This window comes from Herpetosiphon gulosus, from assembly GCF_039545135.1.
GTDB lineage: Bacteria > Chloroflexota > Chloroflexia > Chloroflexales > Herpetosiphonaceae > Herpetosiphon > Herpetosiphon gulosus.
Genome location: NZ_BAABRU010000013.1, coordinates 132988 through 158574, shown reverse-complemented (window position 1 = coordinate 158574; position 25587 = coordinate 132988). Strand labels below are relative to the sequence as shown.

At 48.9% G+C, this 25587-nt stretch carries 23 protein-coding genes; 9 read left to right on the top strand and 14 right to left on the bottom strand.

Features of this window, described 5'->3' with window-relative positions; translation table 11 throughout:
- Positions 1-42: 42 nt before the first annotated feature.
- Both ABEB26_RS18065 and guaA read right to left on the bottom strand, forming a co-directional pair.
- Entirely contained in the window at positions 43-2676 is a 2634-nt protein-coding gene (locus tag ABEB26_RS18065; protein WP_345723438.1) for a winged helix-turn-helix domain-containing protein, read from the bottom strand.
- Between the two features lie 67 nt (positions 2677-2743).
- Positions 2744-4288 carry a glutamine-hydrolyzing GMP synthase gene (guaA, locus tag ABEB26_RS18060; RefSeq protein WP_345723437.1) on the bottom strand — a complete coding sequence of 515 codons (1545 nt, stop codon included), beginning with the start codon at positions 4286-4288 and terminating at the stop codon, positions 2744-2746.
- 432 nt (positions 4289-4720) lie between these two features.
- Between guaA and ABEB26_RS18055 the strand changes: the two genes are divergently transcribed.
- The 5 genes from ABEB26_RS18055 to ABEB26_RS18035 all read left to right on the top strand — a co-directional run bounded on the left by ABEB26_RS18055 (position 4721) and on the right by ABEB26_RS18035 (position 9439).
- Positions 4721-5542, top strand: a complete 822-nt coding sequence (locus ABEB26_RS18055) for a 6-carboxytetrahydropterin synthase (protein WP_345723436.1) — start codon at positions 4721-4723, stop codon at positions 5540-5542.
- A gap of 62 nt (positions 5543-5604) precedes the next feature.
- A complete protein-coding gene (folE, locus tag ABEB26_RS18050) occupies positions 5605-6225 on the top strand; it encodes a GTP cyclohydrolase I FolE (protein WP_345723435.1) in 621 nt (206 codons plus the stop codon).
- Entirely contained in the window at positions 6218-6919 is a 702-nt protein-coding gene (locus ABEB26_RS18045) for an SDR family oxidoreductase (RefSeq protein WP_345723434.1), read from the top strand. Before folE ends, ABEB26_RS18045 begins: the two co-directional genes overlap by 8 nt.
- A gap of 917 nt (positions 6920-7836) precedes the next feature.
- Positions 7837-8295, top strand: a complete 459-nt coding sequence (locus ABEB26_RS18040; protein WP_345723433.1) for a DinB family protein — start codon at positions 7837-7839, stop codon at positions 8293-8295.
- Between the two features lie 133 nt (positions 8296-8428).
- Complete coding sequence (locus ABEB26_RS18035; RefSeq protein ID WP_345723432.1) at positions 8429-9439, top strand: GHMP family kinase ATP-binding protein; 1011 nt, start codon at positions 8429-8431, stop codon at positions 9437-9439.
- Between the two features lie 50 nt (positions 9440-9489).
- On the opposite strand, the gene ABEB26_RS18030 is transcribed toward ABEB26_RS18035, so the two are convergent.
- The 4 genes from ABEB26_RS18030 to ABEB26_RS18015 form a co-directional block, all read right to left on the bottom strand.
- Positions 9490-11361 carry a hypothetical protein gene (locus ABEB26_RS18030; protein WP_345723431.1) on the bottom strand — a complete coding sequence of 624 codons (1872 nt, stop codon included), beginning with the start codon at positions 11359-11361 and terminating at the stop codon, positions 9490-9492.
- Positions 11358-11516: a hypothetical protein gene (locus ABEB26_RS18025; RefSeq protein ID WP_164689306.1), complete on the bottom strand. Its 159-nt coding sequence runs from the start codon at positions 11514-11516 to the stop codon at positions 11358-11360. Before ABEB26_RS18025 ends, ABEB26_RS18030 begins: the two co-directional genes overlap by 4 nt.
- 259 nt (positions 11517-11775) lie before the next feature.
- A complete protein-coding gene (locus ABEB26_RS18020) occupies positions 11776-12186 on the bottom strand; it encodes a cupin domain-containing protein (protein WP_345723429.1) in 411 nt (136 codons plus the stop codon).
- Positions 12187-12207: 21 nt separating this feature from the next.
- Positions 12208-13599 (bottom strand): MurT ligase domain-containing protein, encoded by a 1392-nt coding sequence (locus tag ABEB26_RS18015; protein WP_345723428.1) that lies wholly within the window; start codon positions 13597-13599, stop codon positions 12208-12210.
- A 497-nt stretch (positions 13600-14096) separates the two neighbouring features.
- On the opposite strand from ABEB26_RS18015, the gene ABEB26_RS18010 reads away from it, so the two are divergent.
- The 3 genes from ABEB26_RS18010 to ABEB26_RS18000 all read left to right on the top strand — a co-directional run bounded on the left by ABEB26_RS18010 (position 14097) and on the right by ABEB26_RS18000 (position 16916).
- Positions 14097-15164, top strand: coding sequence for a type III polyketide synthase (locus tag ABEB26_RS18010; RefSeq protein ID WP_345723427.1), 1068 nt, complete (start codon positions 14097-14099; stop codon positions 15162-15164).
- Positions 15165-15174: 10 nt separating this feature from the next.
- Positions 15175-15381 carry an exodeoxyribonuclease VII small subunit gene (xseB, locus tag ABEB26_RS18005; protein ID WP_345723426.1) on the top strand — a complete coding sequence of 69 codons (207 nt, stop codon included), beginning with the start codon at positions 15175-15177 and terminating at the stop codon, positions 15379-15381.
- Between the two features lie 548 nt (positions 15382-15929).
- Positions 15930-16916: a TerC family protein gene (locus ABEB26_RS18000; RefSeq protein WP_345723425.1), complete on the top strand. Its 987-nt coding sequence runs from the start codon at positions 15930-15932 to the stop codon at positions 16914-16916.
- A gap of 54 nt (positions 16917-16970) precedes the next feature.
- On the opposite strand, the gene ABEB26_RS17995 is transcribed toward ABEB26_RS18000, so the two are convergent.
- Entirely contained in the window at positions 16971-18095 is a 1125-nt protein-coding gene (locus ABEB26_RS17995; protein ID WP_345723424.1) for a DUF418 domain-containing protein, read from the bottom strand.
- Positions 18096-18127: 32 nt separating this feature from the next.
- The gene (locus ABEB26_RS17990) at positions 18128-18718 is read right to left on the bottom strand and encodes a TetR/AcrR family transcriptional regulator (RefSeq protein WP_345723423.1); all 591 of its coding nucleotides are present in this window, start codon (positions 18716-18718) and stop codon (positions 18128-18130) included.
- A 422-nt stretch (positions 18719-19140) separates the two neighbouring features.
- Between ABEB26_RS17990 and ABEB26_RS17985 the strand changes: the two genes are divergently transcribed.
- Complete coding sequence (locus ABEB26_RS17985) at positions 19141-20451, top strand: alpha-L-fucosidase (protein WP_345723422.1); 1311 nt, start codon at positions 19141-19143, stop codon at positions 20449-20451.
- A gap of 251 nt (positions 20452-20702) precedes the next feature.
- Here the strand turns inward: ABEB26_RS17985 and ABEB26_RS17980 are convergent, their stop codons facing one another.
- The 6 genes from ABEB26_RS17980 to ABEB26_RS17955 all read right to left on the bottom strand — a co-directional run bounded on the left by ABEB26_RS17980 (position 20703) and on the right by ABEB26_RS17955 (position 25506).
- Complete coding sequence (locus ABEB26_RS17980; RefSeq protein WP_345723421.1) at positions 20703-21122, bottom strand: DUF3054 domain-containing protein; 420 nt, start codon at positions 21120-21122, stop codon at positions 20703-20705.
- A 52-nt stretch (positions 21123-21174) separates the two neighbouring features.
- A complete protein-coding gene (locus ABEB26_RS17975; protein ID WP_345723420.1) occupies positions 21175-21819 on the bottom strand; it encodes an RNA ligase family protein in 645 nt (214 codons plus the stop codon).
- A 35-nt stretch (positions 21820-21854) separates the two neighbouring features.
- Complete coding sequence (locus ABEB26_RS17970) at positions 21855-22313, bottom strand: hypothetical protein (RefSeq protein ID WP_345723419.1); 459 nt, start codon at positions 22311-22313, stop codon at positions 21855-21857.
- A 65-nt stretch (positions 22314-22378) separates the two neighbouring features.
- Complete coding sequence (locus tag ABEB26_RS17965; RefSeq protein ID WP_345723418.1) at positions 22379-23143, bottom strand: amidase domain-containing protein; 765 nt, start codon at positions 23141-23143, stop codon at positions 22379-22381.
- Between the two features lie 573 nt (positions 23144-23716).
- Positions 23717-24475 carry a Crp/Fnr family transcriptional regulator gene (locus ABEB26_RS17960; RefSeq protein WP_345723417.1) on the bottom strand — a complete coding sequence of 253 codons (759 nt, stop codon included), beginning with the start codon at positions 24473-24475 and terminating at the stop codon, positions 23717-23719.
- Positions 24476-24504: 29 nt separating this feature from the next.
- The gene (locus ABEB26_RS17955) at positions 24505-25506 is read right to left on the bottom strand and encodes an MBL fold metallo-hydrolase (protein ID WP_345723416.1); all 1002 of its coding nucleotides are present in this window, start codon (positions 25504-25506) and stop codon (positions 24505-24507) included.
- Between the last annotated feature and the right edge of the window lie 81 nt (positions 25507-25587).

Sequence of the window (25587 nt, the reverse complement as noted above, 5' to 3'; positions counted from 1 at the left end):
TCCATCAATTGTATTATATGCCAGATGTTTAATGAGCGTAGGCTAATGCAGCAAGCCTTCGTCGCGGGCGATGGCTACGGCTTCGGTGCGACTGCGGGCATTCAGTTTGCCCAGCAAATTATTGACATGGCGTTTAACCGTACCAATTGCAATCACTAGGCGCTCGGCAATTTCGGCATTGCTATGACCTAAAGCCAATAATTTTAGCACTTCAATTTCGCGTTCGCTGAGTGGTTCGTTAAGGCTTTGGGCGGCGCTGGCGGTGCTACTTTGTTGCAGCATGGCGGCCATAATCGCCGCCCGTTGAGCTGCATAGCTAGTGCCTTCACGCAGCAATTGGGCTAAGCCAGCGCCAGCATCAATAAACGTGCGCAAGGCTCCTTCTTGCTCGCTGATCGTCAAGGCTTGCTCTAGTTGGGTTTGGGCCGGCTTGGGGTTGTTCTGAGCGGCATAGGCTAAGGCCAACGTCAACAGCCATTCAAGCCGATTGCCCCCAAATTTGATCGTTTGTTCAAGCAATGCTTGGGCTAATTGCAGAGCTTGGGCTGGCTCATTATTGGCAATCAACCAGCGGGCGTAGGTGTTAGCCGCGCTCACCTGCTGCCATTGCCAAGTTGTTTGCTGCACGGTCTGCGCCCAGCGCCGCACTGTCGCTAAATCGCCCAAAATCAAGGCCATCCGCGCTTGCGAGGCTTGAACTTCGTTGATAAAGCGCCCCACATTGTTGCGCTGGGCAAAATGCAAGGCCTGCTCGATTGAGGCTTGGCTGCTGCGCCGCTCGTTTTTGGCATGCTCAACCCGCGCCCGCAAACGGTAGCCATCGGTGGCAATATCCAAATAACCATTAATTTGGGCAATAGCAATCGCTTGTTCAGCATGAATTTGGGCTTCCTCAAGCTGATTCCATTCGTAGCAAACTTCGCCCAAGCCAACGTGAATCAAGCCCAAGGCTGGCACTTGATGCCAACCACGTTCGCTGGCCAGTTCGATGCCACGCCGATAGGTCGCGGCAGCTTTGCGCAAATGGCCTTGTTGGGCCTGAATCTGACCCAGATCGGCAATTGCCAAAAGCATGGCAAAGGTATTGCCGCTGCGCTGATTGATCGCAACTGCATCGCTAGCTGCGGCCACGGCGATGGTTAAGTTGCCAGTCAAACGCGCCGAAACCGTCAAATTGCCCAATAAAATTCCGCGTAATACCAAATCGTCATGTTCGACCAGTTCGAGTGCAGCCTGCGAATGTTGCATTGAATGTTCGATGTTATCGCCAAAACGCAAGAGCACTGCCTCGATCGTGGCAATTTCGGCGTTGGCGCGGGCTTGTTCAGCTTGGGGCAAGGCTTCGAGATGGGAACGAGCCTGTTGTAAATGCTCTTCAATTCCCAAAATATCAACTGTCAATAGTTGCGACCAAGCAGCAATCAAGGCCAAATGGCTCGATTGGCTCAGTTGAATTGCTGGCAACCGCGCTAGCCAACTGCGCACGCTCAAAGCCTCGCCACGCATCAAGGCATCACGGCCAAATTGGGCAATCAAGTTGGCAGCTTGTTGATGATCGTTGGCAGCAAGACTATAGTTGATTGCGCTGTTTAGATCGTTGTTGGCCGCATGCCAAGCGCTGGCACGTTGCAAAAATTCGGCAGGAGCTTGTGGATCAAGCTGCTGGAGCCGAAAACGCAAAAATTCAGCAAATAAATGGTGATAGCGATACCAGCGCCGTTCATCATCAAGCGCTACCAAAAAGAGCTGGGCATCGGCTAATTGCACCAACATCTGTGCCCCAGTGCCGGGCTGCCAATCCAACAATTGGTCACATAAGGCTCCGGTCAAGCGCTCGGCAACACTTGTAGCCAACAAAAATTCAAGCGTTGCAGGATCAAGTTGATCGAGCACTTCTTCGGCCAAATAATCGAAAATATAGCGATGGCTGCCGCTAAATCCGCTCAACACTTGTTGCACATTGGCGCGATCTTTGGCCGAAAGTGCCGCCAATTGAATGCCAGCGACCCAGCCCTCAGTACGTTCAGTCAGCCAATCGATCGTACTTTGATCGGGCAAATCGCCAAGAGTTTGCTGTAATAATTGGGCAGTTTCAGCTGAATTGAATTGCAGCACACTGGCATCAAGCTCAGTCAAATACCCTTTGCCGCGCCAACGACCCAAGGGCAAGGGCGGCACACTGCGGCTAGCAATAATCAGGTGGAGTTGGGCAGGCAGTTGATCGATCAGCCAAGCCAAGGCACTATGCACAACTTGGGCATCAATCCAATGATAATCATCGAGCACCAACAGCATCGGGGCAGGCTGCGCCACACTGATTTCGTTAATCAATAAGGTTAAGACGGCTTCAATCGCTGGCTGTTGTAAGCCATTCAACAGTGCCATGGCATTACGGCCAAGGGTTGGCTCAAGCGTTTGCAGCGCCACAATTAAATAGCGAGCAAAGCGAATTGCATCATTATCGTTGCTATCGAGGGTCAGCCAAGCCACCCGCTGGCGAGCAGTGGCCAAGCTACTAAGCAAGGTAGTTTTGCCACTGCCAGCGCTGGCGGTAATTAAGCTCACTCGCCCACGACAGGCTAAGCGTTCAAGCACATGCTGGCGTTCAACCAGCGTACTCGGAATCTGCGGAGCCGCCAACTTGGTCAACAAAACTAATTGATGCAAATCGCTCATAGTGCTCATTTTGCAACATCGACCACCGAAGTGGCCGATGCTCCTGCTAGAATGAAGATGATTTAGATTATTCCCATTCGATTGTGGCTGGTGGTTTTGATGAAATATCATACACCACCCGATTGACTCCCGTCACCTCATTAACGATGCGGCTGGAGACTTTAGCCAACAATTCATAGGGCAAGCGTGCCCAATCGGCGGTCATAAAATCTTCGGTGCTGACCGCACGAATCGCAATTGTATCGGCGTAGGTACGATAATCGCCCATCACCCCAACACTTTGCACTGGCAACAACACCGCAAAGGCCTGCTGGGTGGCGCGATATAAGCCAGCAGCCCGCAATTCTTCAAGGAAAATTGCATCGGCATGGCGCAAGGTTTCTAAGCGATCAAAGCTGATTGCGCCCAGCAAACGCACCGCCAAACCAGGCCCAGGGAAGGGATGTCGCCAAACCCAATCTTCGGGCAAGCCCAAAGCCAAACCGGCGGCACGAACTTCATCCTTGAACAACATGCGTAATGGCTCGATCACCTTCAATTTCATATCGTCGGGCAAGCCGCCAACGTTATGATGCGTTTTAATCTTAACCGCCACATTGCGATCTGGCGCTGTCGATTCGATCACATCGGGATAGAGCGTGCCTTGCACCAAATAGGCCGCATCATCGAGGTTGCGGGCTTCGCGCTCGAAAATTCGAATAAATTTTTCGCCGATGATCTTGCGTTTTTGCTCAGGATCGGTCACACCTGCCAGCGCTGCCAAAAATTCTTCAGCAGCATCAACCGTAATCAATTCGATCTGGAAGTGATCGCGGAAGGTGCGTGAAACTTGCTCGGCCTCGCCACGCCGTAACAAACCGTTATCGACAAAAATACAGGTCAAGCGTTCGCCAATGGCTTGGTGGGCCAACAAAGCGGCGACCGCCGAATCAACCCCACCGCTGAGCGCACAAATCACTTGGCCGCTGGGCGCTTGCTGCTGAATCCGCTCGACTGCTTCTTGGATAAAGTGGCTGGGCTGCCAACTACCAGCACATTTACAAATGCGGTAGAGAAAATTGTGCAACACTTGCTTGCCATAGGGTGAGTGCACGACTTCAGGGTGAAATTGCAAGCCATACCAGCGCCGAGCTTCATCGGCAGCCGCAGCATAGGGCGAGTTGGGGCTAACCGCGATTGGATGCCAGCCAGCAGGCAGAGTTTCCAAACGATCGCCGTGGCTCATCCAAACCGAATGTTCAGTTGGAATATCGGCCAATAGTGGCGATTCAGCGGTAATCGTAATCACCGCATGACCAAATTCGCGGTCGTTGGAAGGCTCGACTTTGCCGCCCAAATGATGGGCCTGCAATTGCAAACCATAGCAAATGCCCAACACAGGCAGGTTGCTGGCCAAAACCCATGCTGGTAGTTGCGGCGCACCCTCGGCATAAACGCTATTCGGCCCACCCGAAAGAATGATACCCTTGGGGTTGAGCGCAGCAACCGTGGACTCGTCGGCATCGAACCGCACTAATTCGCTATAAACGCCCGCTTCACGAACCCGCCGCACAATCAACTGACTATATTGTGAGCCATAATCAAGCACCACAATTGCTTCATTCTGTGTCATTGTTTCCTCAATTTGGCACAACAACGGCGTTGTTATTTTGGTTGAGCATACGATGCGGCTAGTTTAACATAGGAACGCAGAACATAGAACATCGTGTAGGACGAGGGGCGAGGGATCAGGGTTCAGGCTTTTAACGCAACGGCGCAGAGCAAGACGAGAGGTCAGCTATCAGGGGCCAGGGCTTTGGAATAAACAGCCTTCGCGATCTTCGTGTGCTTCGCGGTTTCGGCCCTTTGTGTTACTTCGTGTCCTTAGTGGATCAATGCTTTTCCTTTGCGGTTTCAAAAACTGATCCCTGACTACTGGCCCCGCATCCCTCTATTGACAAGTTCATCCTTAAAAAAGATTGAGACGTATGAATTTCAATGGCATAATAAAAACTACATGATCGTTAGCTGGGGGATTGGTAGTTAAAATAAGGATGAATTGCCCATGGATGTTTTTGCAACACGGCGCTTTAATTTTTCGGCTTCGCATCGCTATTGGCGCGAGGAATGGAGCCTAGAACAAAATGAGGCGGTGTTCGGCAAATGTACCAATCGCTATGGTCATGGTCACAACTACGAGTTATTTGTGACGGTTGCTGGTGCAGTTGACCCGATCACTGGGATGGTTATGAATATGGTTGAGTTGAAGCGCCTGGTAACCACGGTGTTAGACCAGTTTGATCATAAACATCTCAATGAGGATACCCCCTACTTTCGTGAAGTGATTCCGACGACCGAAAATCTGGTACGGGTTTTGTGGGGCTTGATCGAGCCGCAATTGCCAAAAGGAGTACGTTTAGCTAAATTACGTTTGTATGAAAATAGCGATTTGTATGCTGAATATTTTGGGCTACAACAGCAGGCGACATTTAATCGGCGCTATGAATTTTCGGCGGCGCATCGCTTGCATGCCCAAAGCTTAACCGATGAGGCCAATCGTGAAATCTATGGGAAGTGTAATAATCCCAATGGTCATGGCCATAATTATCAACTTGAGGTTACAGTCGATGGCCTAATTGATGCCCAAACCGGCATGGTGATTGATTTGGTGGATATGGATCGGCGCGTGCAGAGTGTGCTTGACAACTGGGATCATCGTCATCTTGATTATCAGGTTGCCGAATTTGCCGAACAGCCCTCAACTGCTGAAAATATTGTGGTGGTGCTGTGGCAACGCCTCGAAGCCTTATTTGGCTCGCAATTAAAGCATTTGCGGCTATGGGAAACCGCCAATAATGTGTTTGATTACCCACTAAGCCAGCATTGAGCAGCGGCAACCCTGGATCGTGGATGAGGTTCTGGAACTACTAATGAAAAAGGATGGATCAGATGACGCTTATTTACTCTGGCAATGGACTCAATGGTAACTCAGCACCAGCAGTACGCGAAGATATGGAAGCCGCCGTGCGAACCATTCTCGAAGGTCTCGGCGAGGATGTTGATCGTGAGGGCTTGCAACGCACCCCACATCGGGTTGCCAAAATGTTTAGCGAGCTGACCGCTGGTTATCATACTGATCCGGTGGCATTGATTAACGATGCCATTTTTACGGTCGAATATAACGAAATGGTCTTAGTACGGGATATTGAGTTTTCGTCGCTCTGTGAGCATCATATGCTGCCATTTTGGGGCAAAGCCCACGTTGCTTATGTACCAAATGGCAAAGTGCTTGGGCTTTCAAAAATCCCCCGGATTGTCGATATGTTCGCTAAACGTTTGCAAGTGCAAGAACGCCTGACCCGCGAGATTGCTGATTTTGTGGCGCAAACGATCGATGCGAGCGGTGTGGCGGTAGTAGTGCAAGGTGCGCATATGTGCTCGATGATTCGTGGGGTCAAAAAAGCCAATGCTCGCATGATCACCCAATCATTACAAGGTGTGTTTAAAACCGATCCCCAAATTCGCGCTGAATTTATGGGTCATATCACAGCGAATTTTTCCGATGACTAAAACAATTGTGATTACCGGGGCAGGCCGTGGAATTGGCCGCGCAATCGCCTTAGCCTGCGCCGCCAATAACCATTTGATTTTGCTCGCTCGCAGCGCAGCCGAATTGCAAGCGGTTGCCACCGAAATTCAATCGGCTGGTGGTACGGCTCAGGTTGTGGTCGGCAATGCCAGCGATCCGACGGTTGTGCAACAGGCAATTGAGCTGGCTCAGCAAGCAGGCCAAGGCCAAATCAATGGGCTGATTTTGGCGGCTGGTGTGGCTCACGTGGCCAGCGTTAGTGCGTTAAATTTACAGCAATGGCAACAATCATTGGATGTTAATTTAACTGCCAGCTTTTTGGCATGTCAAGCGGCCTTGCCCTATCTCAAGGTTGGCAGCCAAATTATTGCGATTTCGTCAATTGCTGGCAAAAGTGGCTTTCCTGGCTGGGCAGCCTATTCGGCTAGCAAATTTGGCTTGATGGGCTTTTTACAAGCGTTACGCGAGGAGCTACGCCCGCAGGGAGTACGAGTGACGGCAGTGGTTTCGGCGGCAGTCGATACTGCCTTATGGAACGACGTGGCAGGCAGTTGGAACCGCCAGAATATGCTGCAAGCAAGCGAAGTTGCCAACATGGTCGCCCATATTTTGAACCAACCAAGCCATGTGCTGATCGACGAGATCAGTATTGGCCATGTGGTGGGTAAATTATAGCCAACAAAAAACCGAGGCGGTAAATGCCGCCTCGGCTTACTCTGGAAGTCCCAGATTGAGAATGGTCGAGCATCAAACTGAAAGGCTGCGATGTGCGATGGTAGTGCGATGTCGAGTGCAATGAGCTAGGACGATGCGACAACGTGCTGGAATGTCGTGTTGTAATGTAGTAGTGCGATGAGTGCTGCAACGAGTTTGGTTGGTGCGACGATGTGCGATGATGTGTACTACGACAATGCTAGGTTGCTGGGCGACTACGATGTTCAGTTCGATTACTCTGGAAGTATCATACCAAGCTTCTTCCACTGATTCAATCAAGCGACAGTCCATAGCTTGATAGCACCCTGCTTCCCCCGTATGTGTCATCAAAAAATTTTAATAAATCACCCATTTAAGCTCCAATTCCAACATTTTAATCAATAAGTCGAATTTTTTCGTCGTTTTAGTGGCTTATAGCCTACAATTTCGTCATTCGCCTCAATAATCCGCCTAAACAAAGGGGGGATGTAGCCATAAAGTACTATTGTGGTGCGTAATTTGCTTGGCTGTTGATCCACGAAGGACACGAAGTTGAGCTTTTCGCCACAGATTGACACAGATGGATGTGATTATTCTGCTATGCCCTAGTTATTTCCTGTTTCACCCCCGCATTTCCTGACCCCTTATCCCCAATCTCTGGCCCCTCCATCACTCTGCGCCTCTGCGTTAAAGATTTGCTCCACGAAAGTATGTTTAGCCACAGATTTCACAGATTTATTTGATTACCTGCTATGCGCAATACCTAACCTGACACTTAGCCTCTGACTCCTGACCCCTACTATTTTGCCTTTTGACTTCTGCCTTTTGATGTTAACCTCATCCTGCTTGCTTAAATTTAAGCTACTATTAGCCCCAAATCCTATCTAAATGAGGGTGATATGCGAAATTTGATTCTGAAGTTGGTCTCCTATTTCTTCTTCATCCGTCCGGCCAAGCAGCGTTCGTATGGTGATTATGAGAAGCTTTTGACCGAAAGTGGCACGACAATTGAGCAGCGAGCCAATCAGGCTGCCGATCTGCCTGAAAATCGCCAACAATTGCGCCATATCGTAGGTATCGAACGTTGGGGAGCACAACGGCTCAAAGTATGTTTTGGCGAGCCATTTAGTCGTGACGAATACGATGTCTACGCACCAGCTGAGGATCGTTCATGGCCACAGCTGTTGGCAGATTTTAAGGCAACCCGCCAAGAAACGATTGCCTTAGCCAAACGCTTTGCACTTGAACAACCAGCTAGCGACGTGGTTGAACACAACGATTTTGGTGCGTGGAATGCCCGCACATGGCTGCAATATCTCTATTCACACGGCTTAAACGAGGCTAAACGCTTACGCTAATTGCCAAATAAATTTGCAGATTGCCAAAATCTGCTACCATGAAGCGCCATTGCTTGCGATGGCGTTTTGTTGTGCCAATAACCAACCCTCATCGCTATGCCGCTCGGTTCTGGCATGGCTCAAGGAGTAGCGTGTGAAATTGTTTAAAGCCAAAGCACCAATGCGGATTGGTTTTTTCGGCGGGGGTACTGATGTTAGCCCCTATGCCGAAGAACATGGCGGCAAGGTGCTCAATTGTACGATTGATAAATATGTGCGCTGTATGCTCAAGCCGATCGATCAGCCTGGAATTACGATTCGCTCGCTTGATCTGAGTGCCGTTAGTCGGGCGGTAACTGGACGTGAGTGGGATGGCAAGCTCTCATTGCCCCAAGCAGTAATCGATGCTCACCCTGAGATCAACGGCGTGGAAATTACCATGTTCAGCGATGTGCCACCAGGTTCAGGCTTAGGCTCTTCCTCGGCCTTGGTGGTCAGTATGCTCAAATTGCTCGATACGGCTTATCATCTCAAACTTGATGCCTACGAAATGGCCGAGCTGGCCTATCGCATCGAACGAGTCGATTTGGGCATTCCAGGCGGTCGCCAAGACCAATATACCGCAGTATTTGGCGGCATGGCTGTGCAGCACTTCGGCGGCTCGCAGGTGATCATCGAACGGGTTGCGACTAGCGAAGATGCCTTGTTGGAACTAGAGTCGTGCTTAATTATTGGTTATGTGCGTGATCGCAAACTGCTGACTCATAATTTGGTGCAAGACCAAGTGCGGCGGGTAACTGAGGGTGAAACGTTGCGTTTGCATGATGAAACCAAAGCCATGGTTGATGAAGGGGCCAAGCTCTTGCGGCGTGGCCAGATCAAAGAATTTGGCAAGCTCTTGCACCATGCTTGGGAAATTAAAAAAGCCTTCTCGCCGCATATTGCGCCACCAATCGTCAACGAAATTTATGATTTAGCCTTGCGCCAAGGGGCCTGGGGTGGCAAGTTGTCGGGTGCTGGTGGCGGTGGCTTTATGTGTTTCTGCGTGCCATTCAGCAAACGCCTGCAACTCGAAGCAGCCTTGATTGAAGCAGGCGTGACTGTGAGACCCTTCTCGTTTACCAAACAAGGCGTACATGCTTGGAGCGTTGAAGAAGACGATTAATCGTGAGCGATCAAAAAACGGCTGAGGTGGTTGCCTCAGCCGTTTTTGCTTTATTCGTCGTCTTGGTCGAAGTTTTTATTCTCGACGCTGGTTTCATCTTCGGGTGGCGGGAAGTAGATAACTGCCGCTTCCTCGACGAGGAAATCTTGCTCCTCGGCCAATTCGCCAAGCAAATAGCTGCGTGTTGCAGGGCGTTGGACATTGACTCCCAAGAACAGATCGTCGATGCTTAGCTCGAAGCCAGCTCGATCGCCTGGGCGAGGTTGGCCAACTTGCTCCAAGACATAGCCAGCGGTTGTGGCTAAGCGGCGGCGTTCGCCTGGAGTCAGCACCTTCATGTTCTTGAGCCGTGGCAAGCGATCTTGGCTAGCAATCAAATCGTTGTCAGCATCGCAGTAGAAGGTGTGTTTAACAAAGGCATAGCGGCCTTTTTTATCGTCTTGTTGCAACAACTTCACATCAGCGCCGCTGGTTTCTTCGTATTGAAGCGTCCAAACACTTGGGTCATCGGTCGCCGAGAGCGTAATCAACGCACCTGGCACCAAATGTTCCTTGAAGAAATCTTCGAGGCCATGCAACCAACCACCGCGGTTGGCGGTTGGGTAGCGCAATTCAGCCAAATAGAAACTATAGTGCTGTGGTGATTCGATCCGCAAAATGGCGGTGCGTTGTTCGGGCAACAATGGTTGGGGCAAGAGCGCCTTCATTGCTGCATCGTAGGGCAACACGCCATATTCCCATTCAAAGAAGCTCAGGAAGCGGCTCAATTGGCGATTTTGCTTGATATCATCGGGGCTGGTTTGCTTCAAGCTATCATCGAACTGGGGAGTTTCTTCGAGGAAGCTATAAAACTGACCAAGCTCGCTGGTTTTCAAGCGTTTGGTACCAACAGCTGGTAAGCCCTTGGCGCTCCACAAGCGTGCACCTTGCACCCCAACAAACTCAAAATCTTTTTCGCGATTCAGCCGATAGTTCAAAGCAAAGCGGAAGGTTACATAATCGTTATCGCGGGGATTTCGATAATAGACATCGCTCAGAATTGAGGTATCGGGCATTGGCTCGCCTTGCTCCACGATATACTCGCGAATGCGGCGCAGATCGCCTTTGCTGAGCGTTGGGATATTTTCTTCAGCAAAATATTCATCGCCAAAGGCTACAATCCGGCGCAGTGGGTCGTTATCGATTGCTGTGGATAACGCTGCTTGGATTGTGCTGCCATGGACGGCCAAAATATTTTCGACCGATTGAGCAAAATCGAGTGCAGCACCACCAGGCAAGACCAAGGTGGTTGAATTAGCTGCCACAACTGGAGTTGGGGCTTCAACCACTGCTGCAGGAGCAACCGCAACCGGTGCTACGGCAACTGGTTCAACGTCATCCTCGAAGGCTTCATCAAGCTCAGCATCGCTGCTGCTGGAAATAGGCGCAACGTTGATAATTTCGCCTTCTTCGCCAGTCGTTGGTGAGCGTTGTTGCCAGTAATCCGAGATAAAAACTGGCTCAATCGTGGTTAGAGCTGGGCGAGTACGGGTAATCACCACACTCAAATCATCGATTGGCAAGGGATTTTCTGGCTCGTGTAGCCGTTTGGCAAAGGTATGGCGTGTATCAATTTGCGGTTCGGTATAGTAGCCGAGACGGGTAGTGGCATAAACCACACGTTCGCCATCGTCAATCCGCCGAAAAATTTGACTATTGGCTTCAAGCGCGGCGCTGATGGTTGATTCTAGTGCGCTTGCATCAACCCCATCTTGGCTAGCAATAAATGCGGCCAGATTGGCTACAGTTTGGCGAACCGGAACATTTTCGGGAAAAAAGGCACTTTGCAGCATCATCACATTGAAGGCACGCTCGGCCAGCGTTTGCTGCTCGCTGCTGCCACTCCATGTTGGTTGAGCTGGTGCATTGGTTGGGTTACTCATCGCCCTTCCTCCTCAACCACCAGCGAGCGCAAAATTTCGACATATTTCGCGGTGATCGCTTCTAACGTTTGAGGCTGGTTGGATGTCCGCAACCATTGGATCAGACGTTCCAAGCCAGTTTCACCGAGTCGAATTGATTTAACATCAATTGGCATATCGGTCTGTGTTCTCCACCATGCCCCAAATTGCTAGGGCGTGGTTCTAATCAAGAGTCATTACAGTAGGCGCAAATGGCTATGACCCCATCTTGGCGATGCGGTTTTGTCATTATACCATAGAACATAAAGCATAGAACATAGAATGCAACCTTAAAAAAGTCGGGGATTGAATTTTATTTCAACTCAAAGGCGTAGTTAACCGATGCGTATCAGAGTATTGTTGGTCTGTGCAATTAATTCTTAGGCCAAACGCCCATTAAGCCCTGAATTGTTCTAAATCTGGGCGAAGCACCACACTCTCTTGTTCGTGGGGATCGGTGCGGGCAATAATCGCCACGGCCTCGGCTTCGTAGGGATTAAAGGGAAAGTGGGGCATGCCAGCCGGAATATAGACATACTCACCTGCATGCACCACCGCGTGCTGCTCCAATTGATGGCCATAATACATTTCGACAGTGCCACTTAACATATAGATGGCGGTTTCGTGGCTTTCGTGATGATGCGCTTTGGCCCGTGCCCCCGCAGGCATGCGCAGCATATGCATACAAATCGCTTGAGAACCAGCAGTTTCAGCAGCAATCCCCGCAAAATAATCTAGCCCTTGCTTGCCAGCAAAGGCACTTTGTTCAGTCGGTCGAATAATCACACAATTCGCTTGTTCTTGCATAAACAGCTCCCACGTTGCTGATTAACTTTCCCAAAATGGCTTGAGTACACCGCGATCAACCAAAACTTCACGCATTTCGAGCATGGCCGTATAGGTTGGTAACAGCGTTAGTTCAACATCGTTGGCAATCGCCAAATCAAAGGCTTGGGCCAAATCTGGCTCAACCTGCAATTGTTGTGGCTCAATCCCGGCATATTTCAAACGATTAGCCATATCGGCGGCCCGCGTACCACTAACGACGATGCGTTGAGTATGCCCAACCAACGCTTCAAAATCAGCATCCCAAAGCCATGAAACATCAGTTCCATCGGCAATTTTATCGTTAATCGCAATCAGCAAATTCAGCGGTGTTTGACTACCATTAGTAATCATCCGCACCGTTTCGCTTGCCCCAATTGGATTTTTAATCAGCGCCATCAAAACCTGTTTTTGTTGATATTCGAAGCGTTCAATTCGACCAAAGGCGGCACTAAATTGCTCCAAGGCATTGCGGATCGTCAACAAAGGAATATCCAAGGCACTGGTTGCCGCAATTGCCGCCAAGGCATTGAGGGCATTATAAAGACCCGGCAAGGGCAAATTTAATTCGAGCGCTTGCTGGCCTTGGCTCTGTTCCAAGACGACCCGTAGGATGCTTCCGCGTGTACCATCCAATTCCAATTGGCGTAGGCTAATCTGAGGTTCAGGCCGCCGATGGCCACAAGCTGGGCAATGATAACGCCCAATATGCCCATAATAGGCTGGTTCATATTGGTAGGGCTGGCCACAACGCCGACAGAAAATCGAATCGGCGGCATGGCGCAAAGCATCATTGCCATGACGAACATCTTCAAGGCCATAAAAGAGTACCTTGGCTTGCAACCCAGTTGCCAAATCGGCGACGGCTGGATCGTCAGCATTCAAGACCACCGTGCTACTGCTTGGCAACGTAGCCAGCACTTTTTGCCATTTAGCGGCCAAGGTATCAACCTCACCATAGCGATCAAGCTGATCGCGAAAGAGGTTAAGTAGCAACACGACTCGGGGTTGGGTTTCAGCAATCGCCGCAGGCAGATGCGCTTCATCAACCTCAAATAAGGCTCGTTGATAATCAGGCTGGCCCCAAATCCCCAGATCAAGCGTCGCCGCAGTTAGCCCAGTGATCAGATTTGCCCCAGCCCGATTGTGTAAGGCTGGTTGGCCCTGTTGGCTACAAATTGCCGCGATCATTCGGCTGGTCGTGGTTTTGCCGTTGGTCCCTGAAACCAAAACCACACCACCAGTTAAGCGCTTCGTCTGATGGCGCAAAACATTGGGAGCAACCCAGCGAGCGATTCGGCCAGGTAAATTGGTGCCACCACCAAAGCCAAATTGGCGGCTGGCCCATTGTGCCAACTGGGCAACACTTAATCCAACATGCTCACGTATTGTCATGGTTATCCTCGATCCCAACCAGCCCATACTTGCTGTGCATAGAGTAGCACAAAAAATTGAAACTACGAAGAAAACGAATTGATCCACGAAGGACATGAAGGAACACGAAGGGTTACAACCGTGAAGAATGCGAAGGGCCGAAACCACGAAGGACGCGAAGATCACGAAGGCTGCTTATTCCAAAGCCCTGCCCTCTGGCCCCTGACATCTGCCCCCTTGGCTTGCTCTGTGCCGCTGCGTTAGATTCCGATCCCCAGCCCCTATTTTTAGCCACAAATTGCACGCATTACACGAAAAATGTTCCGATAGCCGATAGCCAAACAAGCATCTGTCTTAAAAGCCTGACCCCTGAATCCTCGCCACTGATCCCCGATCCCCAACACCCAATCCTCAGCCCCAATGTTCTATGCTCTATGTTTTATGTTCTGATTCAGCTCATGCTATAGTTAAACGGCCAACTGCTTCAGCGGGTAAGCAGCCTCTAGTAGATAGGAACGATGATGCCACGAATCCAAGCAATTGGGCTAGGTGTGCCCCAGTATTGCGTGCCGCAACGAGCGGTGCAAGAGTTGGTTGCCCAACGCTTTGCTCCGGCGTTTCCCGAAATTCAGCGCTATCTGACGATTTTTCGGCATGCCCAAATCGATACGCGCTACTTGGTACGACCTTTGGAATGGTGGCATGAACCACGTAGTTTTGCTGAATGCAATAACGTTTTTATTGAAGAAGCGCTAAACTTGAGTTGCCAAGCGATTGAAGCCTGTTTACAACCGCTCGATCTCACACCTAACGATATTGATCATTTGGTTGTTGTGACCACAACTGGTTTGGCCGCGCCCAGTCTTGATGCGCTTTTGATGCATCGGCTTGGCATGCCCCGCCAAATGCGCCGCACGCCAATTTGGGGCTTGGGCTGTGCTGGCGGTTTGGGCGGTCTTAACACGGCCTTCGATTATCTCCGCGCTGAGCCAAACCAACGGGTCTTATTAATAAATGTTGAATTTTGCTCGCTGACCTATCTCGCCGATGATTTTTCTAAGCGCAACTTGATTGCCACGTCGCTGTTTGGCGATGGCGTGACTGCCGTATTGCTCGAAGGCGATCAAGTAGCCCCACGCCAACCAGGCTTGGGCCAGATTGTTGGCACACTGAGCCATCTCTACCCTGATAGCGCCGAAATTATGGGCTGGAATGTAGTTAATTCAGGCTTTGAAGTCGTCTTCTCCTCGCGGATTCCCACGATCGTGCGTGAGGAATTTCGGCCTTTGTTGGAGCAATTTCTGGCCCAACATGGCCTGAGTCAAGCCGATCTTGGACGCTATTTATTGCATCCTGGTGGAGCCAAGGTCGTGCAGGCCTACCAAGAATCGTTGCAGCTAGCTGATGCCGATTTAGCAGTTTCGCGGGCAGTCTTGCGCGAATATGGCAACATGTCATCGGCCACTATTTTCTTTGTGATGCAGCAAGCATTAGCCACCCAACCACTAGTCAAAGATGAATTAGGCTTGTTGGCAGTGTTCGGGCCTGGTTTTAGTGCTGAATTGGGCTTAATTCGCGGCGAATAAGGAGATTCTTATGTCAAATGACCAATCGTATGAAGCGGTCTTTCATGAGTTGGAACAAACGGTTAATGCGCTCGAAGCTGGTGATTTGCCGTTGGAACAAGCCTTGAGTCACTACGAACACGGCATGGTTCTGGCGGCCCAATGCAATCAATTGTTACAAAACGCCGAGCTACGCGTACAGCAAATTATTAATGGGCAGTTGGTTTCCACAGAATAGACGCGAGGGATCAGGGGCGAGGGATTAGGGGTCAGTTTCTAACCACGAAGAACACGAAGGGCACAAAGGGCGCGGGATTAGGGGTCAGCAGTCAGGGTTCAAAATGGTGAATTATAGCGTTGTTGGCTCTAACCCTAGCCCCTGATCCCTTATTAACCACCAGGAAATAAGCACTTTGTGCCTCTCGTAGTTAAAAACCGATCCCCGACAACCAACAACCATTTCCCAATCCCTATGTTCTATGCTCTTTGTTCTCTGTTCTTTGCATGGCACGCTACTTGCAAAAAACTATTTGACATCAAACCCAACTCAATGTAGAGTTGATGGGTAGCAAAATACGAACTGCATGGGGAGTAGCCACCCGCCTTTCGGGGCAAATAGTCGTCAGTACGGAGTTAATTGCTCCCGGCTATTTGCACGTGATCAATGAATGTTCACGTCGGCAAGACCATCACGACACGTTTCTTTCTTATTCGTGCCGTGTGGTCTTGCGCGGCGTTTTTTATGCCTCGCACCACTGGCCAAAACAAGCAGCGGAGGCGCATTCGATGGATATTGGCATTTGGCCGTGGGTTGGGTTTACAATCTTTGTATTTGCGATGCTGGCGCTCGACTTGGGCGTGTTCCATCGCAACTCACACGAAGTTTCAGTTAAAGAAGCAGCAATTTGGAGCGTCGTCTGGATTTCGCTGGCGTTAACCTTCAACGTTGGTTTGTATTTCTGGCAAGGCGGCGATGTTGCGCTCAAATTCTTGACCGGCTATCTGATTGAAAAATCGCTGAGCGTTGACAATATCTTCGTTTTTGTGCTGATCTTCTCGTATTTCCAAGTACCTGCCAAATACCAACACCGCGTGTTGTTCTGGGGCGTGTTTGGGGCGCTGGTAATGCGGGCCATCCTGATTTTTGTCGGGGCCGCCTTGATCGAACGCTTTGAATGGATTATCTATGTCTTTGGGGCGTTCTTGATTTACACTGGGCTTAAGATGTTTCGCCAAGGTGAAACCCACCTTGATCCCGATAACAATCCAGTCGTCAAATTGGTACGTAAAGTATTGCCTGTTACCTCAGAATACCATGGCGAGCATTTCTTCACCCGCCATGCTGGTAAACTGATGGCTACGCCATTGTTTTTGGTCTTGGTCTTGGTCGAGGCCAGCGACTTGATTTTTGCGGTTGACTCGATCCCAGCAATCTTTGCCGTGACGACTGATACCTTCTTGGTCTATACCTCGAATGTATTCGCGATTCTTGGTTTGCGTTCGCTGTACTTCGTTTTGGCTGGGGTGGTCGATAAATTCTACTATCTCAAATATGGTTTGGCCGTGATTTTGACCTTCGTTGGTAGCAAGATGTTGATCATCGCGCTCGGCTATCACGTTCCAACCCCTGTTTCGTTGGCGGTAATTATTGGTGTGTTGGCAATTGCGGTGATCGCTTCGCTGCGCCGCGCCAAACGCCTCGAAGGTGTCGATACGCCGTTGGATAACCCAGTTACTAATAAACCTGTGATCAAACCCGATAGCCAAGTCTAATCCAATTTGATTCAACGCCCCCGATCGATTGTACGATTGGGGGCGTTGTTGATTTTAGCTGGTGGCCCAGCGCAACACTGTTTCCAATGGGCCATGGTTGAAGCGTTTTTTCCACCAAACCGAACAGCCAACTGCCAAGCCGAAGAAACCCAATGCCAACCACAGCGCAGTCGCCAGACTTTGATTTTGATACAACCCAAGGCTGGTCAGGACACCCAAGCCAATTACTACATGGCCGATATACCAGGTCAGCGCCAATTGGCCAGTTGCCGCCAAGCTGCCAATGATTCGGCTCGCACCAAATAATTCACTTAGATGCACACAACTCATAATGATTACCAAGGCCACGCCACCTGCCGAGAGCAAAAACAATGGCATTGGTGGAATTGAACCAGTGCTGAACAATAATTCGGCATCTGCTTGCCCCAACATTGGCCAAACGTTGGTAAAAGTGTAGGTTAACCCAATCGATCCAATTTGTGCTCCCAGTGCCACACCTAGCCCAACCCAAAATAAGCACCAACGCACTTGCGCAGCTTGCACGTTTTGGCGGCCAAGCCATATACCAAAGAAAATCAGGCTTGTCCAAGGGAACACGCTGCGGAAGCCATCAAAAAACAGATTGCGCAATCCGCCCTTGATCGTCCATAAATTACTATATTCGAGGGTTGTCCAATCCCAGTTTTGGTTGAAATTGAAGCGCAGTATCAAGCCGACAAAGGCCAGCATGAAGCCCAAGGCCAAGCCCAAGATCTGCCGATTTGAGCTTTGAAACAGCCAAGCAATCAGCAAAAACGAAACCCCATAAACCCGCAAAATATCACCAGGCCAGATTGTGAGGTTGAGCAAACCCAAGCCAAGCAGAAATAAGCCACGTTTGGTCAATGTCCAGCGTTTGGCTTGAAGTGCCTCAGGGCAGGAATTGGCTTTGGTGCGGGCGATCAAACTCAAGCCAACTCCTGCCAAAACGACAAACAAGGCCGCTGCGCGACCCTCGCAAAACTGCACAATCAAGCCAAGCAAGCCATTGGTTTCTGGTTGTTCGATATTGACGAAGGTTAATGCGAAGTGCACAATTACCATCGCCAAAATTGCCAAGGCTCGTGCTACGTCATAACCAACAATCCGTTGGGTATTTTTGACCACATTTGTGGTCTTGTAGGTAGTTGTAACTGCCATAATACCTCTCCAAGCGCCACTAACTCCCACAATTAAAATCGAGTGCCAGACAACAGATATTTAATCGTATGTTTGAGGTCAGTGGCATATAGGGTTAAATCATGTTCCGGATACAAACCCTTGCGCCAAGTTAGGCCATCGATCAGCACGATGATTAAATCGGCGATCTGCGGCAAATCTAAATTGGTTGCTAATTGCCCACGTTGTTGCGCCAGACTGAATAATTTAATCAATGCTTGATGATTGGCCTGATCGCTCTGTCGAACCAAGCTGGCAATCCTTGGATTATGCATGGTTTCCGAGCCAATTTCGGCACTGAGTTCTGCATACAGCGGCGAACTAATCGCTGCCAACAACTGATCAACCAACCAATCGAGTCCTTGCCACAGATCTGACTGTTGACCAACTTGACGCAACAAGTCGCTCAGATCGCGACTATCATCTTCGACAAAGGCCGCGATAATTGCATCCTTGCTACGATAATAGCGATAAACCGAGCCTGGGCTAAGCTTAACTTCGCGACAAATATCATCCATGGTGGTCTGATGAAAGCCGCGTCGCGCAAAACAGATCGCTGCTGCATCTAAGATTTCGCGCTGACGAGCTTCAGCTTTTGTAGCCATAACCAACTTAACTCCTAGCTAGGAAAATGCGAATGAACGTTCATTCGCATTTTATAGAAAAGAACTTATTTTGTCTAGGGGATAAATACAGGATCAAAACCGCGAAGAGCGCGAAGGCCGCGAAGTTAAGCTTTTAGCCACAGATTGACACAGATGGATGTGATTATTCTGCTACCCCCTAGCTATTTTCTGTTTCGCTACCGCATTTCCTGCCCCCTGATCCCCGATTCCTGGCCCCTCCATTGCTCTGCACCGCTGCGTTATAGTCTGCCCCCTGATCACTGATCTCTGACTCCTTTGACTTTTGACTTTTGATTTCTGACTTTATCAACTATTTCTGCATGTTTTAGGCTAGGCGCAGGGCCAAAAAGCGCTATGATAACGTTATCACACGAATAAACTTAGCAAAGGAATTAATCGTGATGACCAATGAACATCCGCTTATTACGGCGCGAAATCAGCGCACTGAATGGTTTTTAGCGGCGCGTTTTGGTATGTTTATCCACTGGGGCTTATATGCCATTCCAGCGCGTGGCGAGTGGGTACGCAGCCTAGAGAAAATCAGCAACGAAGCCTATCAACCCTACTTTGAGCAATTTAACCCAACTGAGTATCAGCCCCGCGAATGGGCCAAGCTGGCCAAGGCAGCTGGCATGCGCTATGCCGTGCTAACCGCCAAACATCACGATGGCTTTTGCCTGTTCGATAGCCAACTAACCGACTATAAATCGACGAATACTCCAGCTCAGCGCGATTTGGTGCGCGAGTATGTTGAGGCCTTTCGGGCTGAGGGCTTGCAAGTTGGCTTATATTATTCGCTACTCGATTGGCATCACCCCGATTATCCCGCTTTCGACGATGAGTATCACCCGATGCGCGGCAACGAGGCCTATCGCGATCAGCCGCGTGATTTTCAGCGCTACCTCGACTACATGCATGGTCAAATCGCAGAATTGCTGACCAACTATGGCAAAATTGATATTATGTGGTTTGATTTTTCGTATGGCGAGCTAAACGGCGAGGCTTGGCGAGCCAGCGAGTTGATCAACAAAGCCCGTTCGTTGCAACCAGATTTAATCATTGATAATCGTTTAGCGGCTAGCGGCGAGGGCAACAAGAGCTTTGGCACGCCAAATCCCGAAATCTATGCTGGCGATTTTGCCTGCCCTGAGCAGTTGATTCCGCCAGCAGGCTTGGTTGACCAGCTTGGGCGGTCAGTGCCTTGGGAAGCCTGTATCACGCTCAATCAGCATTGGGGCTATTCGGCCAGCGACCGCGATTTCAAATCGCCGCGCCAAGTGATTCATGGCTTGATTGAGTGTGTGAGCAAAAATGGTAATTTGCTGCTGAATGTTGGGCCAGATGCCAAGGGCCGCATTCCGGCTGAATGCCAGCAGATTTTACAAGAAGTTGGAGTATGGATGGCTGAGCATGGCGAAAGCATCTATGGCTGTGGTCGCAGCCAACTAGAAAAACCTGAGTGGGGGCGCTATACCCAACGTGGCTCGACCATCTATGCCCACATTTACGAGCGGGGCATTGGCCCGATTAATTTTCGCGGCTTGAATGGCAAGGTCAAACGTGCTCGACTGATCGCTGATAACTCTGAGGTTAAACTCGAACTGCCGTGGATTGCTAAGGATTATGCCGACGATTTATTTTTGAACTGGCCCTCGGCTAAATTGCCCAACCAAACCGCTACGGTCGTGGCGTTGGATTTAGATGAATCATAGAGCCTAGAGTAATGGTTCATTGGGTTGGCACTCCATGACCTGCCCTCACCCCCTAGCCCCCTCTCCCGTCCGCGAGGCGAGGGGGAACCGCAGTGGGCGAGGGACTGGGGGTGAGGGTATGGGAGAATAGTTGTTACTCATAAACCATTACAATCTGCCGAGCTTCTGACACAGCTTGAGCTAAGTCAGGCGGCGGTTAAAATTAGGAATAGATGCAGCGCATAACCAAGGGTATATGCGCTGCATTTGGTTTAGCGGCCCTGTTTGCCAGCGCGATAGGCCGACCAGCCACGCCATGCCAACAGCAAAATCATGTTGAAAATAAAGGTGGTGATCGCAAAGCCCGGCTTGAAATCATGTTTCCAAAGCACTGAGCGCAGGGCTAAACCAATTGGCGCTGCCACACACCAAGCCAAGGCCGTGCGTTGCAAGGCAGTTTTGGTATGGTCGCTAATTGCTGGAGTGTACAGTTTTAGCAATGGGGCGGCAATGCCCCAGCCAATCACAAACGGCGCAGCCACATTCACCACATCCATGGCATTTACGCCTTCGGCATGCGAGCGCCGCCCAATAATTACAAACAACGCAAAAATCGCCACATCACCAACAATCAGGCCAATCACGCGGGCCGAGTTGTTGGGTGTGGTCGCAAGTTCTTGATTTGTTGCCATTGCCTCAATCCTTTGTAAAGCGAGTTGCTAGCTTGGATTGTAGCATAGCTGGTTACTCCCAGTAATCTTCCCAGCGCTCGGCAAAGGCTTGTTTGAGTTGCGCTTGATAGTGGCGGGTTTTGATTTTAACCATCCATAGATCGTTGCCGCCAGTACCACCTTTGCAGACCACGCCCTCGTGCACTCCAAATTTGCCATTGCGCACATCTTCAAAAAATTGGCCAGTTAATTTGCCTTCGTAAATCACCCGCGCACTATTGAGGCTGACAAAATCAGCAACAAATTGCTGTGGCCCAATAAAACCATAGCCTTCAAGCCAAACGTCAAACAAGCGCAATTCTTTGGGATCGCTGGTTTTGTGCAAGCCTGCAAATGAGTTGGGGCCAAAAAACTCAGTAAACACGCGAATTTCATTGGAGGTTTGATACTTGGCATGGCTCAGCAAGATTTCGGCTAATGGCTGGGCTAATGTCGCTTGAAATACGCTTGGCGCTGCCTGAAGATGGTCATGGGCTTGGCTAAATTGTTCAATGCCATGGCTGGTCAATTCAAAGGCCTCGCGGCGTGTGCCAAAGCGATGCCAACCAGCCTCACGATCCCAATCCCAATGCAAATTTGTGCCATCGTATTTTTCAAAAGCCCAGCAACGGGTCAAGGGTGCGTTGCGACTATCGGGCATTTTGGGGTAGTAGAGCATGATCATTCCTCATATCCAGATCATGCATGATCATTTTAGGGCACAATCTGGGGCAAATCTCCATTAATTAAGTGTATTTTCCAGCTTACTTCGGCTTTTGTGCTTGGCAAATATTGATGATTGACCCGCACCTGCTGAACCACAACTTTATCCACAAGCTGGCGTTGTTGGCCGGATTGATCAGTTAATGTGCTGGTAATTACTGCTGTTTTGTAAAATTGGTTAGCGGTATCATGGAAGGCCACGGCCTGAAAATCAATAGTTTGATTGGCGTAGATCGCCGTAGCTTGCTGCAATTGGCTACGTTGCTGCTCAATCTGATCAACAAACACCTCGTGCTCACTTAGGGAATCGGGTTGCTGCATAAATTGCAAATAGGCTTCAACTGCTGCTTGAGGATGGGCATGCAGCGGATATTGATTAAATTTAAAAATAATCCCAATGCCTAAACCACTAATTACTAGTAAACTTATAAAAATGATAAACTTTTTCATAATATAAATCCTTGTATGAAAAGGATACTATTCGTAAATAGTATCCTTTTCATAGTTTTTATTTATTACATCTCATAATTTACATACATTCTCCACGGAAAATAATTCCAATCACCATCTACATCACCTGCTACTACATCGCTTAATGGTTTCCCTTCATAATTAGGTGTATGTTGGGTCATATATATAACACCTGTATAACTTCGATAAGACACTATTGCAGAGTGATCCATGGTATAACCTTTAGTCCAATTATATTGTAGAATATCACCAAACCATAGATCCCAAATATTATAAATTCGTTCACCTCTACGAGTATTATTTGTGAATTCATACCAATATTGTGCATTATGCCAAGGATATGCAGCATAAAATGGCCATCCACCACTGTACCACCAACCGCTGTTAGATTTATAATATCCAGCTACTTCAACCCATCCGCCCGTCCATAGGCATTGTGAAATAAAATTAGTACAATTATAAGAAAATTCATGATAACCATTTTCACCTTCTTGTGCTCCATGAGCGATTGCATACTGGGTTGCTAATTCTCTACTATAGACCAGATTCGTAGAATTTTTTCTTTCGGTATCCAATAAGTAAATAGATTTTTGTAAAGTATTTTGATCGATTCGTTTTTTAATATCGCTACTAGCCGGATTAATCTCAATATCACTATTTTTTCTAGTAATATTATGCTCTATACCGAAACGATCATCGTCATATGATATTTTCCATGAGCTATCTTCAAAGGAAAAAGACATCATATGATAATTTATTTCTTTTGAGTATCTTGGTGATCTTGAATCAGGATCTCCCGATAATTTCAACTTAACAGATTCGCTAAAAATTGCACTGGCAGATTTATCCCCTGCCCATATTCCAATAATATCAATCGTTAGTTCATAATCTATGTATGATCATCCATCAACTGACATAAATTCTATTCTATTATTAATGGATTTCTTTATCGAATTATAAATATCTGATTTATAATTATAGTCATCAATCAAAATATGTTTCACGAGCATAGTATAGTAATTATGTCTTGAAGCTAAGATAATATTTTCAAAATCATTATAAGACCTTCCTTCAACTCGATACTGCTTTATCCCTGATGGGGAAATGTGATCAACTTTTGAAACATCAACTGTATCTGATGCTGAAGCAGATACATCTTTTACTGATGATAAGTAAGCTATGCCTAGATAACCAGCGATAGAAGCATTAAAAAATGCACGACGTGTGAACTTCTTAGATCTTATAGAAGCCTCTCAATTAAAAAATAGAAGAATTTTGATTGATAGGGAGGGGGAGTATAGATGTAAATATAGAATGCCTCTCAACATTGAGAAGCATTCTATATTTATAAATAAATCTTGTCAAATAAATTTAATTACAACTCACTTAATCCGTTTGGCCAAGGCCTCAAGATTGTGCAAGCTGATGTGATAATGTTGATCGACGCTGAGATAGCGGCGTTGTTTGAAATAGCCGATCACTTGGTTGACTCGTTCGCGCGATGCCCCGACCAAGCCCGCCAAATCGCTCTGAGTGAGCCGAATTGGAATTTGCACCGTGCCCGTTTCATCGGCATGACCGTATTTTTGGGCAAAGGCCAAGAGTTGGCGAGCCACGCGCCCATGCACATCGAGCGTCGCCAAGGCCTGAATTTGCTCATTGGCCAGCCGTAAACGGCTCGAAAGCATGCGCACAAGGTTTAAGGTTATGACTGGAGCATTTTGCAAAGCTTCCAAAAAAGCTGTGCGATTCATCCAGAGCAAGGTTGATTCTTCTTGCGTGACCACGGTAGCCGAGCGGCCAGCACTATCGATTAAGCTCATTTCGCCGACCGTATCGCCAGCCCCAAGCATCGCGATAATCACATCGGTGCCATCGGCTTGCTCAACATGAATTTTGACCGTGCCATTCAGAATAATATACACAACCTCGCCTGGTTGCTCGACCGACATCAAATTGGTTCCAGCAGGGAAGGTACGCCGCACCAAGCGCCGACTAATTTGAGCGGCCTGCTCAGGAGCAAGGCCGTCAAATAGCTCAACATCGCGGAGTAACGCCAGTTCTGTATCGCTCAACATTGGGCTATCTCCTAGCATGCGCCAGCCAAAACTCGGAGTAATCGTTGTGATGGTTGGATTCATGGGCGTGTTCCTCCACCTGCTACCGTTGATCAACTCGCAACGTCACTGCTTAATGGCTCAGTTACGGCAGTGCTGGCATCCGCAACGCTGGCTCCTTCGGGTTGCGGTTGGTTCAGCACCAATTCTAAGCCTTCGCGGGCAGCGACTGCTCCAGCAAACATCGATTTGGCATGGTTTTCAATTGTCTCGATCACATCGTCACCATAGGTTGGCTCGTGATGGAACAAGACTAATGTGCCGACTTTGGCCGATTTGGCCACATCACAAGCCATCGTGGCGGTTGAGTGACCCCAGCCTTGGGTTGAACCAAAGCCTGGTGCTTTGCCCAGATAATGCTCCTCGGTATATTGAGCATCGTGGATCAGCACATCAGCACCTTGAGCAAATTGAGCTAGCCGTTGATCACCATTAATATAGCCTTCTGTGTCAGTGGCGTAGACAACGCTCATTCCTTGCCATTCAATGCGGTAAACTAACACGCCATCGGGGTGTGCATATGAGCGCAAGGCTTTGATCACAATCATATTTTCATCGATATCGCTCAGATTATCGTGAAAACGATTGCGCAGCATCGCGCCGCCCACCGCCTCTGAAAGCAATAATACATCAGTTTCGCGGATGCTCGAAACGATTTTTTGGGCAGGCAATTCGGCCATCGATACAGGAAAAACTGGCGGCAACATGGTTTTTGCAAGGGTTTCTTCTAAATCACGTTCAAAAATACCAGGCCCAAAGATGTGCATATTGGTGTCACCACGATAGGCAGGGGTGAAAAATGGAAAACCCTGGGTATGATCATGGTGCATATGGCTGAACAAAATTGTCACATCGATGGGCTTACCACTGGCTTTGGCGCGAGCATTGAGGCTTTTGCCAAGGTTAATAATGCCAGTTCCTGCATCGAGGATAATCGTATGGCCATTGGCCTCGACCTCGACGCATAACGTGTTGCCGCCGTACTTCAAATATTCTGGGCCGGATACTGGGTGGCTGCCACGCACACCCCAAAAACGCACTGTCATGGTTGTCATTGGTTATCTCCTTCTGGGTTGACGTGGGTTTGATGTATCGTGGTTCTATTATGCCCAATTCGTAAACAAGCGGCTGTTAGC